Source organism: Acinetobacter sp. WCHAc010034 (assembly GCF_001696615.3).
GTDB lineage: Bacteria > Pseudomonadota > Gammaproteobacteria > Pseudomonadales > Moraxellaceae > Acinetobacter.
Map to the genome: position 1 here is coordinate 3353036 of NZ_CP032279.1, position 15467 is coordinate 3368502.

Genomic DNA, 15467 nt, shown 5'->3' on the forward strand with positions numbered 1-15467 from the left:
GGAGCTCCAGTTAACCGCCGCCAACGGCATGTATGATTTCAATGCGGTCTGCATCGCAAATAGCTGTCTGTTCCAGCTTGCTTTTGGGAATGATCATTTCATTCTTTTCAACGGCAAAGCGCTTGCCTTCCAGCGCCAATTCCTGAATCAGTTCCAGTAAATTGCGGCATGAAGTCTGCTGCGGTTCGCCATTCAGGTAAATCTGCATTTCAGAAAATTCCGGGTGTATTATTTTGCGTATTTCATTGCGCTCCAAGCCAGCGCCAGCCAGCCTGCAATCATCAGCGCGCCGCCAATCGGGGTGATGGCGCCTAAGCCGCGCGGCAGGCCCAAAGCCATAATATATAAGGAGCCGCAGAAGAAGAAAATGCCGACTTGAATCAGCAGGAAACTGGCTTTAATGGGAAGCTGGGGAATCACTTTGCTGAGAACGGCAAGCGCCAGCAGCCCTAAAGCATGGTAGAAGAAGTAATCTGTAGCCGTTTGCCACCAGCCCAGCTGCGCTTCCGTGGCGCGGGCTTTCAAGCCATGCGCGCCAAAAGCGCCCAGCATGACCGCAAGGGCTAAATTCAGGGCTGAAATTGCGATCCACATGGGCAAGCTAACCTTGGCGAAATTTGCGCTCAACCATAGCATATTTTGAGCAGCAGATTAAAGATCACATCCCGCCATGTGCATAAATTTGCCCCTAAAAAAAGCCGCTTAATCAGCGGCTGTTTTTAAAGGGCGGATCATGAAGCGCTTCCTGCGCAGGCTAGGCTGCTAATTGGAAGACATCGCCACTTTAATTTTTTCCATGGCGTTTTTTTCCAGCTGGCGGATGCGCTCAGCGGAAACATTGTACTCGGCTGCCAGCTCATGCAGGGTGGATTTTTCATCATCCAGCCAGCGGCGCTGCAGGATGTTGCGCGAGCGGTCATCCAGCTGCTCCATCGCATCATGCAGGGCAGACGTGCTTTGCTCCTCATAGTCTTCATTTTCAATCAGACGGGCAGGGTCATAGCGGTTGTCTTCCAGATAAAGCGCCGGCGCAACATGCGTTGAGCCTTCATCGTCATCATCGCCCTGCGCTTCAAAGGCGGCGTCGTAGGCGGTGAGGCGGCCTTCCATTTCCAGCACTTGCTCTGCGGTCACGTTTAAATCGTCAGCAATGGACTGCGCTTCCGCCAGCGTTAATTTTTTTGATGATTTTTTCAGGCTGCGCAGGTTGAAGAATAATTTGCGCTGCGCTTTGGTGGTCGCAATTTTGACAATGCGCCAATTGCGGATCACATATTCATGAATTTCAGCTTTAATCCAGTGCACGGCAAAAGACACCAGGCGCACGCCCATATTCGGGTCAAAGCGCTTGACGGCTTTCATTAAGCCCAAGTTGCCTTCCTGAATCAGGTCGCCCTGAGGCAGGCCATAGCCCGCATAGCTGCGCGCAATATGAACCACAAAGCGCAAATGCGACATGACCAGCATTTTGGCCGCGTCTAAATCCTGATCGTAATAATAGCGTTCCGCCAGCTCTTTTTCTTGGTCGGCTGTCAGAATAGGAATCTGGTTGACAGTACTGATATAAGCACCAAGATTAACCCCGGGTGCCGATAATGACAGGGGCATCAATTGATTGCTGCTGTCACTCATGTGTTCTCCTTAAGAGTAAAAGGGTTTAGCCCAATAATTAAGTTTTATCTTAATCCAATATTTACCTGAATTATGGAAAATTGGGTAGCGAAATGTAAACTTTAATAAAGTTTTGAGGGCTTTAAGTTTAATTGAAAATATTTAAGATTCAATTAAGTAGTGATATTCATTATCCGCTATTTTATCCAGCCGGCAGGCTAAGGCATGCACCTGGCAATAGCGCAAAACATCCTGCTGGCTGTGCGGGTCCGATGACTTTAATAAAAAGCTCTGGCCGGCATGCTGTTTTAAGGCTTTTTTGAGCATTAAGAGCGGCATAGGGCACGGTTTTCCCATTGCATCAACAACAATGGCGGCTGCGGCTGAATTTTCACTCATGTTAAAATCCAATCACGGTTTTTAAAAAAGAACAGAAATATTAGCAAATTGGCCGGCAAAGCCCAAACAATTTGCAATTTATTTATAATCAGCAGTTAAGGAAAACAAACGCAAAGCTTGTGAAAAAATATTGTGAGATAAAATGAAGAATGATGAAAAAAATCTATTAATTGTCATGAACCCATGTTAAGCTCGATGCGTATTTGGGATTTCAGATAAACAAAAGTTGTTTTTCGCCCAAATGCAAATGGATGTAACCGGGATTTTGTTAATAGTTTTACAGAATGATTACAAGCTTAGAAATAAAAACATTTTTAAACTTTGTTTGCTCTGCTGTTTGCAACACCGGGTTGTCCTTTTTATGCAATACAATGAGGATTAACTTATGACAGCACGTGAACAAGGCGTTGTTAAATGGTTCAACGACACTAAAGGTTTCGGCTTTATTCAACGTAACGGCGGCGACGATGTATTCGTTCACTTCCGCGCTATCCAAGGTGACGGCCACCGTTCACTTCGTGACGGCCAACGCGTTGAATTCAGCGTAGTAAAAGGTCAAAAAGGCTTCCAAGCTGAAGAAGTTCAGCCTTTAGACTAATCGTCTAAGCAGTCTGAAAAACGCTCCAATGTAAATTGGGGCGTTTTTTGTTTATAATGGTTGAAGTTTTCTTGATTACTAACGTTCGAGCGCATTTATATGTCATCTGGTTTTGAAACCTTAAATTTACATCCGCAATTGAAACAGGCAATTGATGCTTTAGGTTTCAAAGAAATGACGCCAATTCAGCAGAAAGTCCTGAAATATACTTTGGCTGGACATGACGCTATTGGCCGTGCACAGACCGGTACGGGTAAAACGGCTGCATTTCTGGTCAGCGTGATCAATGATCTGCTGAATAATCCGGTTCAAGAGCAGCGCTACCGCGGCGAGCCGCGCGCCTTAATTCTGGCGCCTACACGCGAACTGGCTTTGCAGATTGAAAGTGATGCAAAAGAATTGACCAAATTCAGCAATCTGCATGTGGTGACGCTGCTGGGCGGCGTCGATTTTGACAAGCAGAGAGCGCAGCTCAATAAGAATTTTGTCGACATTATTGTGGCGACGCCTGGCCGTTTAATCGACTTGGTTGAGCAAAAGGAAGTCTGGCTGGATCAAATTGAATTTTTAGTGATTGATGAGGCTGACCGCCTGCTGGATATGGGCTTCATTCCTTCAGTGAAGCGGATTGTGCGTTATTCTCCGCGCAAGGAGCAGCGCCAGACGCTGATGTTCTCTGCAACATTCAGTTACGATGTTTTGAACTTGGCGCAGCAGTGGCTGTTCGAGCCGGTGACTGTGGAAATTGAGCCGGAAAAGAAAACCAATGCGGACGTGGAACAGCGCGTGTACATGGTTGCGAAATCAGATAAGTACAAGCTGCTGCAGGAAATTCTGCGCGATGAGCCGATTGAAAAAGTCATGATCTTTGCCAACCGTCGCGATCAGGTGCGCCGCCTGTATGATCATTTGAAGAAAGACGGCTATCAGGCCGTAATGCTGTCCGGTGAAATTGCGCAGGACAAGCGCCTGAAGATGCTGGATCAGTTCAAAAACGGCAAGCACAACATTATGATTGCGACTGATGTGGCCGGCCGCGGCATTCATGTCGACGGCGTTTCGCATGTGGTGAACTTTACCCTGCCGGAACAGTCTGATGACTATGTGCATCGCATTGGCCGGACTGGCCGTGCCGGCGCACGCGGCGTCAGCATCAGCTTCCTGTCAGAAGACGATGCGTTCTACCTGCCGGAAATTGAAAAAGCCATTGGCCAGAAATTGCCTTTAACCCGCTTGGAAGGCTATTGCTGATTTCATTCTGCAATAAAAAAACCGCTCAAATGAGCGGTTTTTTTGGCTTCTTTTTCAGGCTGAATGCTTATTTAGCCTGACAGGTGAAGGTGAGGACGGTTTGATAGTCATCATCCTTGCTGATGTCGGCATTGCTTCCGGTGATTGAGCCTAAAATGCCGGCTGCCGCTTGCACCATTTGACCGGTTTTTTCATCAAAAACGCCCTTCAGCGCGCCATTGTAGCTGCTTTTTTCATCGACAACAATCGGGGAGGCGTTTCTGCCGCAGGTGCTGTTGGCTGCTGCAATGGCATTGTTTTTGGCCGCAAGGCTGGTTTTGCCAACGGCAGTGACTTCATATTGATTGTTCGGCTTTTGAATGGCTAAAGACTTGGTTGGCGCATTTGATGCGCAGGCGCTCAGCAGGAGTGCAGATGCAATTGCGGTACAGGTGAGCAGCTGTTTTTTCATGATTTTTTCCCCGTTTGGTAAATTTTCTATATTTGAACACAGCTTCTGGGCATGAGCGCGTGAAAGCTGTATGAGTTGTGCTGCTTTTTATTGCCGGCCTGTGAGGCGGTGCGGCCGAATAAATTGAAACTTCACGGCGCCAACCGTATGGAGTAAGTGCTTGAGAATATGCTAATCTTGGGTTGGATTTATTAAAGCGGTATAAAATGTCAATGTCAGAGTTAGCGGTTGAAACAGTTCATCAAAACATTCATCAGCGTCAATCGATTGGGCATTTGGCTGAGCCGGCGCCGGATGCCGCGCAGCTGGAAAGGGCATTTCAAGCGGCTTTGACTGCGCCGGATCATCACCGTTTAAAGCCCACCCGCTTTGTGGTGGTGCATGAAGCGCAGCGTGAAGCGTTCGGCGAGCTGCTGTCGCAGGCGCTGGCGGATACTGGTCAGACGGAAGCTGCACAGCTGGAGCGCGTGAAGCATCATCCATTCCGCGCGCCGCTGCTGGTATTGGCTTTAACCCAGCTGCAGGAGCATCCTAAAGTGCCTCATTTTGAGCAGATTCTAAGCACCGGCGCGGCTGTGCAGAATTTCCTGCTGTCTTTGCAGGCTCAAGGCTTTTCAACCATGTGGCGCAGCGGCGCAGTGGTGGAGTCCGCTTTATTTAAGAAGGCTTTGGGCTTGACCGAGGCGGACTTGATTTCAGGCATTATTTACATTGGCACAGCGGTTAAGGCGATTCCGCCCCGCGCAGCCATGCAGACTTCAGAATTTGTCAGTGATTGGAAAAAATAAGCGCTAGCATTAAGAGCGCATCAGGAAATAAAAACAATGTCAGAACTTAAATTTTCAGATTTAGTCGAAACGGCGGCGCCAGCGGACAAAACCGCCCTGAGAGTCACCGTGCTGGGCGGCGGCAGTTTCGGCACAGCCATGGCCAATACGGCAGTGCGCAACGGCTGCGACACTATTATCTGGATTCGGGATGGGGAAGCGGCTGCCGATATCAATGCAACGCATATCAATAAGCGCTATCTTCCGGATTTCCAGCTGGAGGCCGGCCTGCATGCGACTTCAAATCTGGAAGAGGCGGTCTGCAGCCGCGACATTATTTTTGTCGCGATTCCAAGCCATTCATTCCGCAGCGTTCTGGAACAGATTAAGCCTTTCATCACTTCGCAGGCCGTGGTGTCATTAACCAAAGGCATTGAAGCGAAAACCTTCAGCTTTATGAGCGACATTATCCGTGAAGTGCTGCCGGAAGTGCCGTATGGCGTGCTGTCCGGGCCGAATTTAGCCAAGGAAATTATCGCCGGCCAGCCGGCTGGAACAGTAATTGCCAGCCAGTCTGAGCTGGTGCGCTATGCGGTGCAGCAGGCGCTGCACAGTGCGCTGTTCCGCGTATTTTCCAGCGATGATGTGCACGGCGTGGAGCTGGGCGGCGCGCTGAAGAATATTTATGCCGTGGCGATGGGCATGGCGGCGGCTTATGGCGTAGGCGAAAATACCAAGAGCATGATTTTAACCCGCGCCCTGGCGGAAATGAGCCGCTTTGCGGTGGAACTGGGCGCCAATCCGCTGACCTTCCTCGGGCTGTCCGGCGTTGGCGATTTGTTTGCGACCTGCAGCAGCCCGCTCAGCCGCAACTATCAGGTCGGTTTCGCCTTGGGTTCGGGAAAATCGCTGGAACAGGCGGCGAAAGAGCTGGGGCAGACTGCGGAAGGCATCAATACTATTGTGCAGGTTAAGGCCCGCTCAGAAGAGCTGAATGTCTATATGCCGATTACCAGCGCATTGTATGATGTGATTTATAACGGCGCGCCGCCTCTGAGCATTGCGCTGTCATTAATGAAAAATGGCCACCGCAGCGATGTGGAATTCGTGCTGCCGCATCAGCAGGCTTGAAATAAAACAGCGCTTGATGAAAACAGAATTGTCATGAACTATGTATATAATGCGCCACAGTAAATAAGGAAATTTTATGCAACTGACTTTAGTACGCCACGGGGAAGCAGCCCGGCCTGTGATGGGCAATGACAGCGCGCGCCCGCTGACGGAGCGCGGCCATCTGCAGGCGGAGCAGACTGCGGACTTCTTAAAGGATATTATCCGCCCGGAAGTGTTTGTAGTCAGCCCGCTGCTGCGCGCGCAGGAAACGCTGGCGCACTTGCAGAAGCATTTTCCCGATGTGCCTGTGGTGGTGTGCAATACCATTAAGCCGGACGATGATGCCAAAACAGCGGTAGAGTGGCTTTCACAGTTGCCTTATGAGTCAATTGCCGTGGTTTGCCATATGAATGTAGTGGCGCATATTGCGTCCATTCTGCTTTCAGAGTCATTCAACCCTTATGCGCTGGCGGAAGCCCGCATCTATGAGCAGGCGGTGATTGCATCAGGGCTGTCCACTCAAATAAAAAGTTTTATTCCGGCAGCATAATAAATTAATTAAAACGGCAGAAAAGCACCGATGTTGTATTTATGGATACCTGAGGCCAATGGGGTTTGGCAATGGTCGGATGGAGAGTGCTGGAAGCAGTCTTCAAATATTGAACAGCTGATTCAAGACCTGCGCGAGCATCACGGCAAAGAGGCTGTGGTGTTTTTTTCAAGCAGCAATGTGCAGATCATTCAGCAGGCCTTCCCGAAAGCGCAGTACAAGAAGCTTGGGCAGGATGGGGTGAAATATCTGCTGGAAGAGTATGTGATTCTGCCTTTGGATTTAATGAAGGTGCTGCATCATTTTCAGAATCCGGATCAGCTGACGGTTTTAGGCATTGCAAACTCTGCGGTGGAAACGCTGCAGCATGCGCTGACTTTAATTCCGGTCAAGACCGTGTCCCTGCTGCCGGATTTTCTGCTGCTGCCTGCGCCGGAAGTGGGGCAGACAGTCTTGGGCAACATTGGCGGGCGCCTGCTGGTGCGCGAAAATGAATTTTCCGGCCAGTCTGTTGATGATTTGGCGCTGTTTCTGGATTATCAGCCGGAGCATCCAGCCTATAAGATCACCAATCTAACAGCAGAACAGATGCATAGCCTGGAAGCTGTGGTCACGCAGGACCGGCTGGAAAGCTTTCATTATGCGGTGCCGGAGATTAAAAAAGCCAAGCAGCATCCATTCAATGTGCTGCCGAAAGCGAAAAGCAGCGCCGGGGTATCCGGCTACTGGAAAGCCTGCGCTGCCGTGCTGCTGGGCCTGCTGGTTGTGCAGTTCAGCTATGACGCTATCCGCTGGCATCAGAACAAGAAAGTGGCCAATGCCATGGCCGCGCAGGCGGTTGAGCAGTTTAAATACTGGTTCGGGCAGAACTATCCGGTGACGGAGCAGACCCTGAAAAGCCAGTTTGAAAGCCAGATGCGCCAAAGCCAGACCGGCAGTACGCAGGCTTTGTCTTTGCTCAGCCGGGTCGGCCCCGTGCTGATGCAGAATCAGGTTGTGGCGAACCGCGTGGCGTATGACAGTTCTACGCTGAATATGGAGCTGAAGGCGGGGTCGTCTGAAATTTTGCAGAACCTGACCCAGCAGCTGAACCAGCAGGGCTTTAAGGTGGAGCTGGGAAATATTCAGCCGAATAATTCCGGCGTTGTTGGATTGGTGAAAATACAATAATGAAAGCATTTGAACAAATACAGCAGTCGCTTGATCAGCGTGCAGAAAAAATTGCAGACTATTTGGAGCGGCTGTCGCTGCGCGAGCGCATCATGGTGGTATCGGCCGCCATTGTTGTGATTGTGGCGGCTGTCGGCTCTGCGCTGTTTTACATGCATAAGGCGGCCGAGTTTCAGCAAAAGCGCTTAAACGGCCTAAAAGACACCATTATCTGGATGCAAAGCAATGCGGTCACCATGAAGCCGGCGGGAGATGCTGAGCTGTCGGCTGCGGACAAGGTGCAGCGGGCTGCGCAGCAGCAGGGGCTTTCGGTCGCTTCGCAGCAGTCCGGCGGGCAGATTCAGATTGCGGTGATGCATGAAAATTATGCAGTGCTGGCGAATTTTCTGACGCAGCTGGCGCAATTGGGCCTAAGTATTGAAAAAATGGAATTAAGTTCAGAGGCCGGGCAGATTAAATTAACAGCTTCTGTACAATAATCGGCGGAAATAAAGAAGGCCTAAGCATGGCGTTTTCGCTGGGCTATGCCTATAATACGGCGACTTAAAAAGCAGTAGACTTTTGCAGATATGTTGTATTCTCTTGCCCGCCCTTTGTTGTTTACTTTAGCACCAGAGCGTGCACATGAGCTGACATTATCCCTATTGAAATCATCCCACAAGCTGGGCTTGATGCGCCAGGCTGTTGCATCTAAGCCTGTGACCTGCATGGGGATAGAGTTTCCTAATCCGGTCGGCTTGGCTGCCGGCTTAGACAAAAACGGCGCGTATATTGATGCGCTGGCCAGCCAGGGCTTCGGCTTTATTGAAATTGGCACCATTACGCCAAAGCCTCAGCCGGGCAACCCTGAACCGCGCCTGTTCCGCCTGCCGCAGGCCAAAGCTATTATTAACCGCATGGGCTTTAATAATGACGGCGTAGATCAGCTGGTTGAAAACGTCAAAGCTTCCAAGTTCAAAGGCGTGCTGGGCATCAATATCGGCAAAAACGCTGCCACCGCTGTTGAAGATGCGGTAGATGATTATCTGATTTGCCTGGAAAAAGTCTATAATTACGCTTCTTATATTACCGTCAATATTTCCTCTCCAAACACAAAAAACCTGCGCAGCCTGCAAAGCGGTGATGCGCTGACTGAGCTGCTGGAAACTTTAAAGAACCGCCAGCTTGAATTGGCGGAAGAAAACCAGCACTATGTGCCATTGGTGCTGAAAGTTGCGCCGGATTTAGAGCCTGAAGATATTCAGTTTATTGCGCAGCAGCTGCTGACCTTTAAAATTGACGGCCTGATTGTCACCAATACCACGCTTTCGCGTGAAGGCGTCGAGAATTTAGAGCACGGCAATGAGGCCGGCGGCTTGTCCGGCGCGCCGGTCTTTGCCAAAAGCACCGCTTGCCTGGCTGCCTTTGCGGAAGCGCTGCAGGGGCAAATTCCATTGATTGGCGTCGGCGGCATTTTGTCGGGCGCAGACGCGCTGGCCAAGAAAAATGCCGGCGCAGCCCTTGTGCAAATTTACAGCGGCCTCATATATACTGGACCCAAGCTGATTAAAGACTGCGTAGACGCGCTGTAAAGATCATGAACACCATTGATGTCTTTATACTGATTATTCTGCTCACTGGAGGGCTCAACGGTTTGCGTCAAGGATTTATTAAAGCCTTTGCGAACTTGACGGGATGGATTCTGGCATTAATTGTTGCGGCAAAATATGCATCCGTTCTGGCACCTTCGATGAGCTCACTCAGTTCAGACCCTGTGGTGCAGAAAATTGCGGCCTTCGCATTCATTGTCCTGATGATTGTGGTGCTGACATGGCTGGTGACGTATTTGCTGAACGGCATTTTAAAGACGCTGAAGCTGGGCCCGCTTAACCGTTTGGCGGGCGGCGTGTTCGGCGGCTTGAAAGGCCTGCTGGTTGTGCTGATTACCATTCAGGGTGTTGGGCCCTGGGTGGAAAGCTCGCCGCACTGGAAACAGTCCAAATTCATACAGGCTTTATTGCCCTACGCGCCTTGGGCGGCGCAAATGTCCAAGGAAGCGGCCAATGAAGCGCTGCATCATATTCATGCTGAAGATGAGCATAAATCTTCAGCTGCATCGCCTGAAACGCTGAACAGGAAAGAGCGTCCGTCAGGTGAGTCAACAAATAATCCTTTTTATTAATCCTAGCGTGTCTGCGAGGTTGCTATGTGTGGAGTAGTTGGTATAGCTGGTAAATCACCCGTTAACCAAATGTTGTTTGATGCATTAACGATGTTACAGCATCGTGGACAAGATGCCGCCGGGATCGTAACTTGCCATGAGGGCCGCCTGTATCTGCGCAAAGATACCGGCATGGTTCGGGATGTGTTCCATACCCGCCACATGCGCGCATTGCAGGGCAACTACGGCATTGGCCATGTGCGCTATCCGACTGCGGGTTCATCCAGCAGCGCAGAGGCGCAGCCGTTCTATGTGAACTCGCCTTACGGCATTACTTTGGCGCATAACGGCAACCTGACCAATGCTGCCGAAATTCATGATGACCTGTTCAAAACAGACTTGCGCCACATGAATACCGATTCAGACTCGGAAGTGCTGCTGAACGTATTTGCGCATGAGCTGCAGAAGCGCAGCAAGCTCACTGCATCTGCAGAGGATATTTTTGAAGTTGTCGCGCGCGTGCATGAGCGCTGCAAAGGCGGCTATGCGGTGGTGACCATGATTACCGGCCAGGGCCTGGTCGGATTCCGTGATCCGAATGGCATCCGCCCGCTGATTTACGGCTCGCGTGAAACAGAGCAGGGCAAAGAGTACATCATTGCTTCTGAATCTGTTGCGATTACCGCTTTAGGCTTTAAAGTCGAGCGTGATATTGCGCCGGGCGAAGCGATTTTCATTACCGCAAAAGGCGAGCTGTTCACCAAGCAGTGCGCTGCTGAGCCGGCATACCGCCCATGCATTTTTGAATATGTGTATTTTGCGCGCCCGGATGCCACCATTGACGGCATTTCAGTGTATAAAGCCCGCCTGAAAATGGGTGAAAAGCTGGCGCAGAAAATTCTGCGCGAATGGGGCGAAGAGCACGATATTGATGTGGTGATTCCAATTCCGGATACATCGCGGACTTCTGCGCTTGAGCTGGCTAATATGCTTGGTGTGAAATTCCGCGAAGGCTTTATGAAGAACCGCTATATCGGCCGCACCTTCATTATGCCGGGCCAGCAGCAGCGCGAAAAATCTGTGCGCCAAAAGCTGAACCCGGTTGAGCTGGAATTCCAGGGCAAAAACGTGCTGCTGGTGGATGACTCGATTGTCCGCGGCACAACCTGTAATGAAATCATTCAGATGGCGCGTGATGCCGGCGCGAAAAAAGTATTCTTCGCTTCAGCTGCGCCAATGGTGAAATACCCGAATGTTTACGGCATTGATATGCCGGCGAAGGCTGAACTGATTGCGTCCAGCCGCAGCGTAGAAGAAATCCGTGAAATTATCGGCGCTGACCGTCTGGTATTTCAGGATTTGGAAGACCTGAAAGCTGCGGTGCGCACCACCAAAGTGCCGGCGCTGCAGGAATTTGACTGTTCAGTATTTGACGGTGTTTACGTGGCGGGCGGCATTGATGACGCTTATCTGGCGGAGCTTGAGAAGAAGCGCAGCGATTCTGCGAAGCTGGAAAAGAAAGACAAGTATATTGATGTCAATGTCGATGCAGCCTCGGTTGACCTGACGGGAGTCCGCGAAGAATAATTGCTTCGGGACTCTGTGAAAAGCGGGAATTTCCCGCTTTTTTCATTTATGATGGCTGAACAAAAGACAATGTTGTTTTAAGGGATTGCATTGAAACGAGTTGGCTACGGCTTTATAAAAAACAAAAATATGTTCTGGCCTGCTTCGATCTGCGTGGCGGCGGTTTTATTAACCATAGCGATCATTAATGCGGTTGCCGGGCTGCTGGTTTTCTATACGGATTCTACCCAGCCGGTGTACTGGCATGTGCTCAGCCCTTATCTGGTTGCGCTGCTGCTGCTGATCATGTCGGTTTCGGTTTTGTACGAATTCTATATTTTCAGGATGGGCGGCCACTCTCTAGCGAAACAGCTTGGCGCGCGGCGCTTGAGCTTGATTGAGAGCGTTCCGGAAGAAAGCGTGGCGCTGAAAATTACAGAGCGGTTGGCGGAAACCTTTTTAATTGATACTCCCGCGCTGTATGTGCTGCCGGATGAAGTCGGGGTGAATGCGCTGACGGCCGGTTTTTACCCGCGCGATACAGTGATCATTCTAACCTGGGGCGCGCTGCAGAATCTGGATGAGATGGAGCTGTATGGCTTGCTCAGCCATGAGTTCAATAAAATCCTTTCCGGCGAAGCGGCTGAAAATACCCGTCTGAAAATCCTGTACAGCGGTTTAACCAGCTTCAGCCAGTGGGGAAGCAAAATCGCCAAGCGCGGCTTTTACCGCCGCGGCTATGTGCGTGAAAATAAATTTGAAACGGTCTTTGTCGCCATTGGCGCCATCATCTGGCTGGTCGGCAGCCTGGGGGTGCTGATCACCCGCTTCATTAAGTTTATTACGCTGGGCGGGCGGACCTATAAAAATGATCAGAAAACCAAGCGCCTGATTCAGAATGACGCCAATATCCAGACCCTGCTGCGCATTTATGTGCACCATTCAGGCTCGCAGATTCACAGCGAATATGCGGAGGCGATTTCGCATATGTGCTTTGCCAATGCGCTCAGCCCGCAAAGCTGGATGAACATCCATCCCAAAATTGCGCAGCGGATTTTTGAGCTGAATCCCGCAATGATTCAGGACCTGCAGCTGGAAAATCTGAAAAAGCTGAAAAACCAGCCATTGTTCAACTTATTCCGCTCGCTGGAGGAGATCAGCCCTGATCTGGCTGTGCCGTGGAGTTCTCCGCAGCCGCTGCCGCTGCTCAGGCTGTCGCCCATCAGCTTCGCGATTAAAGACGCCATTAAGCCATTGAAGCCGGAAATCCGCGAAAATTGGCAGCGCCCGGAGCTGATTGACCGCGCGCTGCAGACTGCAACCGGTTCGCGCGAAGTCATGGTGGCGATTCTGATGATCCGGCAGTACCGCGAGTTTATTCCGACTGAGGCTGAGGTCAGCCGCGCCATTGTGGACTCGCTGCTGCATTTGGATGGCCGCGTGCATATTGCGATTTTTCAGGAGGCCTGCAAGAACATCGGCGGCATGCCGGCAACCATTGCGCGCCAGTTCCTGATGAAGCTGGCGCGGATTATTCAGGAAGACGGCGAAATTGGCCTGCTGGACGCCTTGCTGCTGGAGCGGGTCAAGTTTGAGCTGCATTTGATGCCGATTCATGCGGCAACCGCGCTGGAAGACGTCAAGCCGAGCATTGTGCGCCTGATTGACGCGCTGCTGCATGTGCAGCAGATTAACAGCGACAGCCAGCTGGAAGTGCGCGAGATGATTCTGACGCGCATTCTGAGCCAGCAGGAGCTGGAGCTGTACAGTGAAATTTCTGATGAGCCGATTGATTTGGCGGAAATTCTCAATGACATTTCGGGCCTGCTGCTGCGCGACCGCTTCAGTATTCTGGCGGTGGCGGAAATCTGCCTGTGGAATGACCGGGTCATCACGCAGGATGAGCTGGATGTTCTGGAACTGCTGTATTGGCGGCTGGGCTTTGAGGCGGCAGAGATGATTGACCTGATGCAGAAGAAAAACAGCCTGACGATTATTTAGCATTGCGGGATGGCGCCTGCGGCCAGCCGGCGCTTTTCCGGCAAAAATCAGCTGGCGCTTAATCGGGCAAGAGCTGCGCACAGATTAAGCTGTATGGCGATAAAAGTTCTGCAAAGCGGCGCTATTCCCGATAGAATGATAAGCCTGAATTTGGTGATGATGAAATGATGATTGGGCATCAGCGTGACATAATGGCGGCATTGGGAATTGATGTCTGGATTCCTAAGGGCGCAGTGTGTCAGCCGCATCAGCCGTCTGCATGGCGCGATCAGGCGCCGCCTGAAGCGCTTTCTGAAATCATTCTGCCTAAAGCGCCGGCAAGGCTAGCGCAGGCGCTGCCTCAATTCAAGGCGGAACCTCCGCCCAAAGCTGAAGCTGTCCCGGAAAAGCCGGCGGCCGCGGAGGCTGCTGCGCCCAAGCAGGCTGAGCCCGCTGAACTGGTGCCTGCGCTGCAGATTTCCGCATTTTCCATAGAAGCCGTCAGCCTGCCGCATTGCGTGCTGCTGGTGGATGCCAGCCATATAAGCGCCGAGCAGCAGCAGCTGTGGAAAAATATTCAGCGCGCGGTTCAGGCGGAATTCCATGCCTTGCAGTGGCCGTTTGCATGGCCGAACATGCAGGATGGGCGCGGCGCAGCGTCTTATGTGCAGGGCTTTTTGGATGCGCTCAGCGCGGAAAAAAATGTGCTGTGCCTGGGCGGAATTCCGCATTTGCAGTCTTCAAAATGCATCCAGCTGGCTTCGCTGCAGGACATGCTGGATCAGCCTTTGCTGAAAAAGCGCCTGTGGCAATTTATGCAGAATAAAATCAGGGATTGACGGACGCATGAAGAAGAAAGTTGTAGTTTTTAGCCAAATTGATTCTGAAATTCTGACCAGGCTGCAGCAGCGCTATCATGTAGTTCAGGTTCATCCTAAGCTGGGCGATGTCAATCAGCAGATTTTAGCGCAGAGCCAGGACGCAGACGGCATGATTGGCGCCGGCCGCGTGCTGAATGAAAGCAATTTAAAGCATGCGGAAAAATTAAAAGTCATTTCCAGCGTCAGCGTCGGCTATGACAATTACGACCTGTCTTATTTAAATCAAAGAAAAATTCTGCTGACGCATACCCCGCATGTGCTGACGGAAACCACTGCGGACTTGGCTTTTGCGCTGCTGATGAGCGCGGCGCGCAAAGTGCCGTCACTTGAGCGCTGGACCAAGCAGGGGCAGTGGGCAAGGACTGCCGGCCCGGAGCAGTTCGGGCAGGATATTTTTGGCAAGACCTTAGGCATTATCGGCTTGGGGTATATTGGCGCAGCCGTTGCCCGGCGCGGATTTTACGGCTTCAACATGAATGTGCTATACCATAACCGGCGCGAAAAGCCTGAAGCGGCTGAACAGTTTAAAGCGCAGTTCTGCGCGCTGGATGACTTGCTGCGCCGTTCGGATTTTGTGGTGATTGCGGTGGATTTAAACGCCGCTTCAAAATCGCTGATTGGCGCGCGTGAGCTGGAACTGATGCAGGCGCATGCGGTTTTTGTGAATATTTCCCGCGGTTCGGTAGTTGATGAGCAGGCGCTGATTGAGGCTTTAAAAAATAAAACTATATTTGCTGCCGGCTTGGATGTTTATGAAAAAGAGCCGCTGCAGGCCTCAGAGCTGTTTGCGCTGGATAATGCGGTGACGCTGCCGCATGTCGGTTCCGCAACTGTGCAGACGCGTAGGCGTATGGCGGAATTGGCCTATCAAAATCTGCTGGATGCTTTGGAAGGCGGCGCGCCGCGCTGCGCGGTTAACCCCGGCTTCGGTTAAAGAATTAATAACACTTTCTTTCATAACTGCTCTATTTTCAATGCTATATTCCTTTT

General features: G+C 51.1%; 18 protein-coding genes. 13 read left to right on the top strand and 5 right to left on the bottom strand.

Annotation, left to right across the window (positions count from 1 at the left end; genetic code table 11):
• Window positions 1–10: 10 nt before the first annotated feature.
• The 4 genes from thiS to BEN74_RS17730 form a co-directional block, all read right to left on the bottom strand.
• Window positions 11–208 (bottom strand): sulfur carrier protein ThiS, encoded by a 198-nt coding sequence (gene thiS, locus BEN74_RS17715; protein WP_068910740.1) that lies wholly within the window; start codon window positions 206–208, stop codon window positions 11–13.
• A gap of 20 nt (window positions 209–228) precedes the next feature.
• Complete coding sequence (locus tag BEN74_RS17720) at window positions 229–594, bottom strand: DUF423 domain-containing protein (protein ID WP_068910741.1); 366 nt, start codon at window positions 592–594, stop codon at window positions 229–231.
• A gap of 168 nt (window positions 595–762) precedes the next feature.
• Window positions 763–1632 carry an RNA polymerase sigma factor RpoH gene (rpoH, locus tag BEN74_RS17725; protein WP_068910742.1) on the bottom strand — a complete coding sequence of 290 codons (870 nt, stop codon included), beginning with the start codon at window positions 1630–1632 and terminating at the stop codon, window positions 763–765.
• Between the two features lie 141 nt (window positions 1633–1773).
• The gene (locus BEN74_RS17730) at window positions 1774–2010 is read right to left on the bottom strand and encodes a sulfurtransferase TusA family protein (protein ID WP_068910743.1); all 237 of its coding nucleotides are present in this window, start codon (window positions 2008–2010) and stop codon (window positions 1774–1776) included.
• A 385-nt stretch (window positions 2011–2395) separates the two neighbouring features.
• Between BEN74_RS17730 and BEN74_RS17735 the strand changes: the two genes are divergently transcribed.
• Window positions 2396–2608 carry a cold-shock protein gene (locus BEN74_RS17735; RefSeq protein ID WP_004648643.1) on the top strand — a complete coding sequence of 71 codons (213 nt, stop codon included), beginning with the start codon at window positions 2396–2398 and terminating at the stop codon, window positions 2606–2608.
• Window positions 2609–2707: 99 nt separating this feature from the next.
• Window positions 2708–3859 carry an ATP-dependent RNA helicase RhlB gene (gene rhlB / locus BEN74_RS17740; RefSeq protein ID WP_068910744.1) on the top strand — a complete coding sequence of 384 codons (1152 nt, stop codon included), beginning with the start codon at window positions 2708–2710 and terminating at the stop codon, window positions 3857–3859.
• A gap of 67 nt (window positions 3860–3926) precedes the next feature.
• On the opposite strand, the gene BEN74_RS17745 is transcribed toward rhlB, so the two are convergent.
• On the bottom strand, window positions 3927–4310 hold the full coding sequence (locus BEN74_RS17745) for a hypothetical protein (RefSeq protein ID WP_068910745.1): 384 nt from the start codon (window positions 4308–4310) through the stop codon (window positions 3927–3929).
• A gap of 212 nt (window positions 4311–4522) precedes the next feature.
• On the opposite strand from BEN74_RS17745, the gene BEN74_RS17750 reads away from it, so the two are divergent.
• The 11 genes from BEN74_RS17750 to BEN74_RS17800 all read left to right on the top strand — a co-directional run bounded on the left by BEN74_RS17750 (window position 4523) and on the right by BEN74_RS17800 (window position 15411).
• Complete coding sequence (locus BEN74_RS17750) at window positions 4523–5098, top strand: nitroreductase (protein WP_068910892.1); 576 nt, start codon at window positions 4523–4525, stop codon at window positions 5096–5098.
• A 36-nt stretch (window positions 5099–5134) separates the two neighbouring features.
• Window positions 5135–6208 (top strand): NAD(P)H-dependent glycerol-3-phosphate dehydrogenase, encoded by a 1074-nt coding sequence (locus BEN74_RS17755; protein WP_068910746.1) that lies wholly within the window; start codon window positions 5135–5137, stop codon window positions 6206–6208.
• A 76-nt stretch (window positions 6209–6284) separates the two neighbouring features.
• The gene (locus tag BEN74_RS17760) at window positions 6285–6740 is read left to right on the top strand and encodes a phosphoglycerate mutase family protein (RefSeq protein ID WP_068910747.1); all 456 of its coding nucleotides are present in this window, start codon (window positions 6285–6287) and stop codon (window positions 6738–6740) included.
• A gap of 30 nt (window positions 6741–6770) precedes the next feature.
• Window positions 6771–7910: a type II secretion system protein GspL gene (gene gspL / locus BEN74_RS17765; RefSeq protein ID WP_068910748.1), complete on the top strand. Its 1140-nt coding sequence runs from the start codon at window positions 6771–6773 to the stop codon at window positions 7908–7910.
• Complete coding sequence (gspM, locus tag BEN74_RS17770; RefSeq protein ID WP_068910749.1) at window positions 7910–8389, top strand: type II secretion system protein GspM; 480 nt, start codon at window positions 7910–7912, stop codon at window positions 8387–8389. Before gspL ends, gspM begins: the two co-directional genes overlap by 1 nt.
• Window positions 8390–8479: 90 nt before the next feature.
• The gene (locus BEN74_RS17775) at window positions 8480–9481 is read left to right on the top strand and encodes a quinone-dependent dihydroorotate dehydrogenase (RefSeq protein ID WP_068910750.1); all 1002 of its coding nucleotides are present in this window, start codon (window positions 8480–8482) and stop codon (window positions 9479–9481) included.
• Window positions 9482–9486: 5 nt separating this feature from the next.
• The gene (locus BEN74_RS17780) at window positions 9487–10071 is read left to right on the top strand and encodes a CvpA family protein (RefSeq protein ID WP_068910751.1); all 585 of its coding nucleotides are present in this window, start codon (window positions 9487–9489) and stop codon (window positions 10069–10071) included.
• A 24-nt stretch (window positions 10072–10095) separates the two neighbouring features.
• Window positions 10096–11637, top strand: coding sequence for an amidophosphoribosyltransferase (gene purF / locus BEN74_RS17785; RefSeq protein ID WP_068910752.1), 1542 nt, complete (start codon window positions 10096–10098; stop codon window positions 11635–11637).
• A gap of 90 nt (window positions 11638–11727) precedes the next feature.
• Complete coding sequence (locus BEN74_RS17790; RefSeq protein ID WP_086374267.1) at window positions 11728–13617, top strand: M48 family metalloprotease; 1890 nt, start codon at window positions 11728–11730, stop codon at window positions 13615–13617.
• Between the two features lie 167 nt (window positions 13618–13784).
• The gene (locus BEN74_RS17795; protein ID WP_068910893.1) at window positions 13785–14435 is read left to right on the top strand and encodes a hypothetical protein; all 651 of its coding nucleotides are present in this window, start codon (window positions 13785–13787) and stop codon (window positions 14433–14435) included.
• 7 nt (window positions 14436–14442) lie between these two features.
• On the top strand, window positions 14443–15411 hold the full coding sequence (locus BEN74_RS17800; RefSeq protein WP_068910754.1) for a 2-hydroxyacid dehydrogenase: 969 nt from the start codon (window positions 14443–14445) through the stop codon (window positions 15409–15411).
• The last annotated feature ends 56 nt before the right edge of the window (window positions 15412–15467 follow it).

Bases quoted from the DNA above. Each gene is read 5' to 3' on its own strand.
- thiS (WP_068910740.1), bottom strand. From the start codon at position 208: ATGCAGATTTACCTGAATGGCGAACCGCAGCAGACTTCATGCCGCAAT.
- BEN74_RS17720 (WP_068910741.1), bottom strand. From the start codon at position 594: ATGTGGATCGCAATTTCAGCCCTGAATTTAGCCCTTGCGGTCATGCTG.
- rpoH (WP_068910742.1), bottom strand. From the start codon at position 1,632: ATGAGTGACAGCAGCAATCAATTGATGCCCCTGTCATTATCGGCACCC.
- BEN74_RS17730 (WP_068910743.1), bottom strand. From the start codon at position 2,010: ATGAGTGAAAATTCAGCCGCAGCCGCCATTGTTGTTGATGCAATGGGA.
- BEN74_RS17735 (WP_004648643.1), top strand. From the start codon at position 2,396: ATGACAGCACGTGAACAAGGCGTTGTTAAATGGTTCAACGACACTAAA.
- rhlB (WP_068910744.1), top strand. From the start codon at position 2,708: ATGTCATCTGGTTTTGAAACCTTAAATTTACATCCGCAATTGAAACAG.
- BEN74_RS17745 (WP_068910745.1), bottom strand. From the start codon at position 4,310: ATGAAAAAACAGCTGCTCACCTGTACCGCAATTGCATCTGCACTCCTG.
- BEN74_RS17750 (WP_068910892.1), top strand. From the start codon at position 4,523: ATGTCAGAGTTAGCGGTTGAAACAGTTCATCAAAACATTCATCAGCGT.
- BEN74_RS17755 (WP_068910746.1), top strand. From the start codon at position 5,135: ATGTCAGAACTTAAATTTTCAGATTTAGTCGAAACGGCGGCGCCAGCG.
- BEN74_RS17760 (WP_068910747.1), top strand. From the start codon at position 6,285: ATGCAACTGACTTTAGTACGCCACGGGGAAGCAGCCCGGCCTGTGATG.
- gspL (WP_068910748.1), top strand. From the start codon at position 6,771: ATGTTGTATTTATGGATACCTGAGGCCAATGGGGTTTGGCAATGGTCG.
- gspM (WP_068910749.1), top strand. From the start codon at position 7,910: ATGAAAGCATTTGAACAAATACAGCAGTCGCTTGATCAGCGTGCAGAA.
- BEN74_RS17775 (WP_068910750.1), top strand. From the start codon at position 8,480: ATGTTGTATTCTCTTGCCCGCCCTTTGTTGTTTACTTTAGCACCAGAG.
- BEN74_RS17780 (WP_068910751.1), top strand. From the start codon at position 9,487: ATGAACACCATTGATGTCTTTATACTGATTATTCTGCTCACTGGAGGG.
- purF (WP_068910752.1), top strand. From the start codon at position 10,096: ATGTGTGGAGTAGTTGGTATAGCTGGTAAATCACCCGTTAACCAAATG.
- BEN74_RS17795 (WP_068910893.1), top strand. From the start codon at position 13,785: ATGATTGGGCATCAGCGTGACATAATGGCGGCATTGGGAATTGATGTC.
- BEN74_RS17800 (WP_068910754.1), top strand. From the start codon at position 14,443: ATGAAGAAGAAAGTTGTAGTTTTTAGCCAAATTGATTCTGAAATTCTG.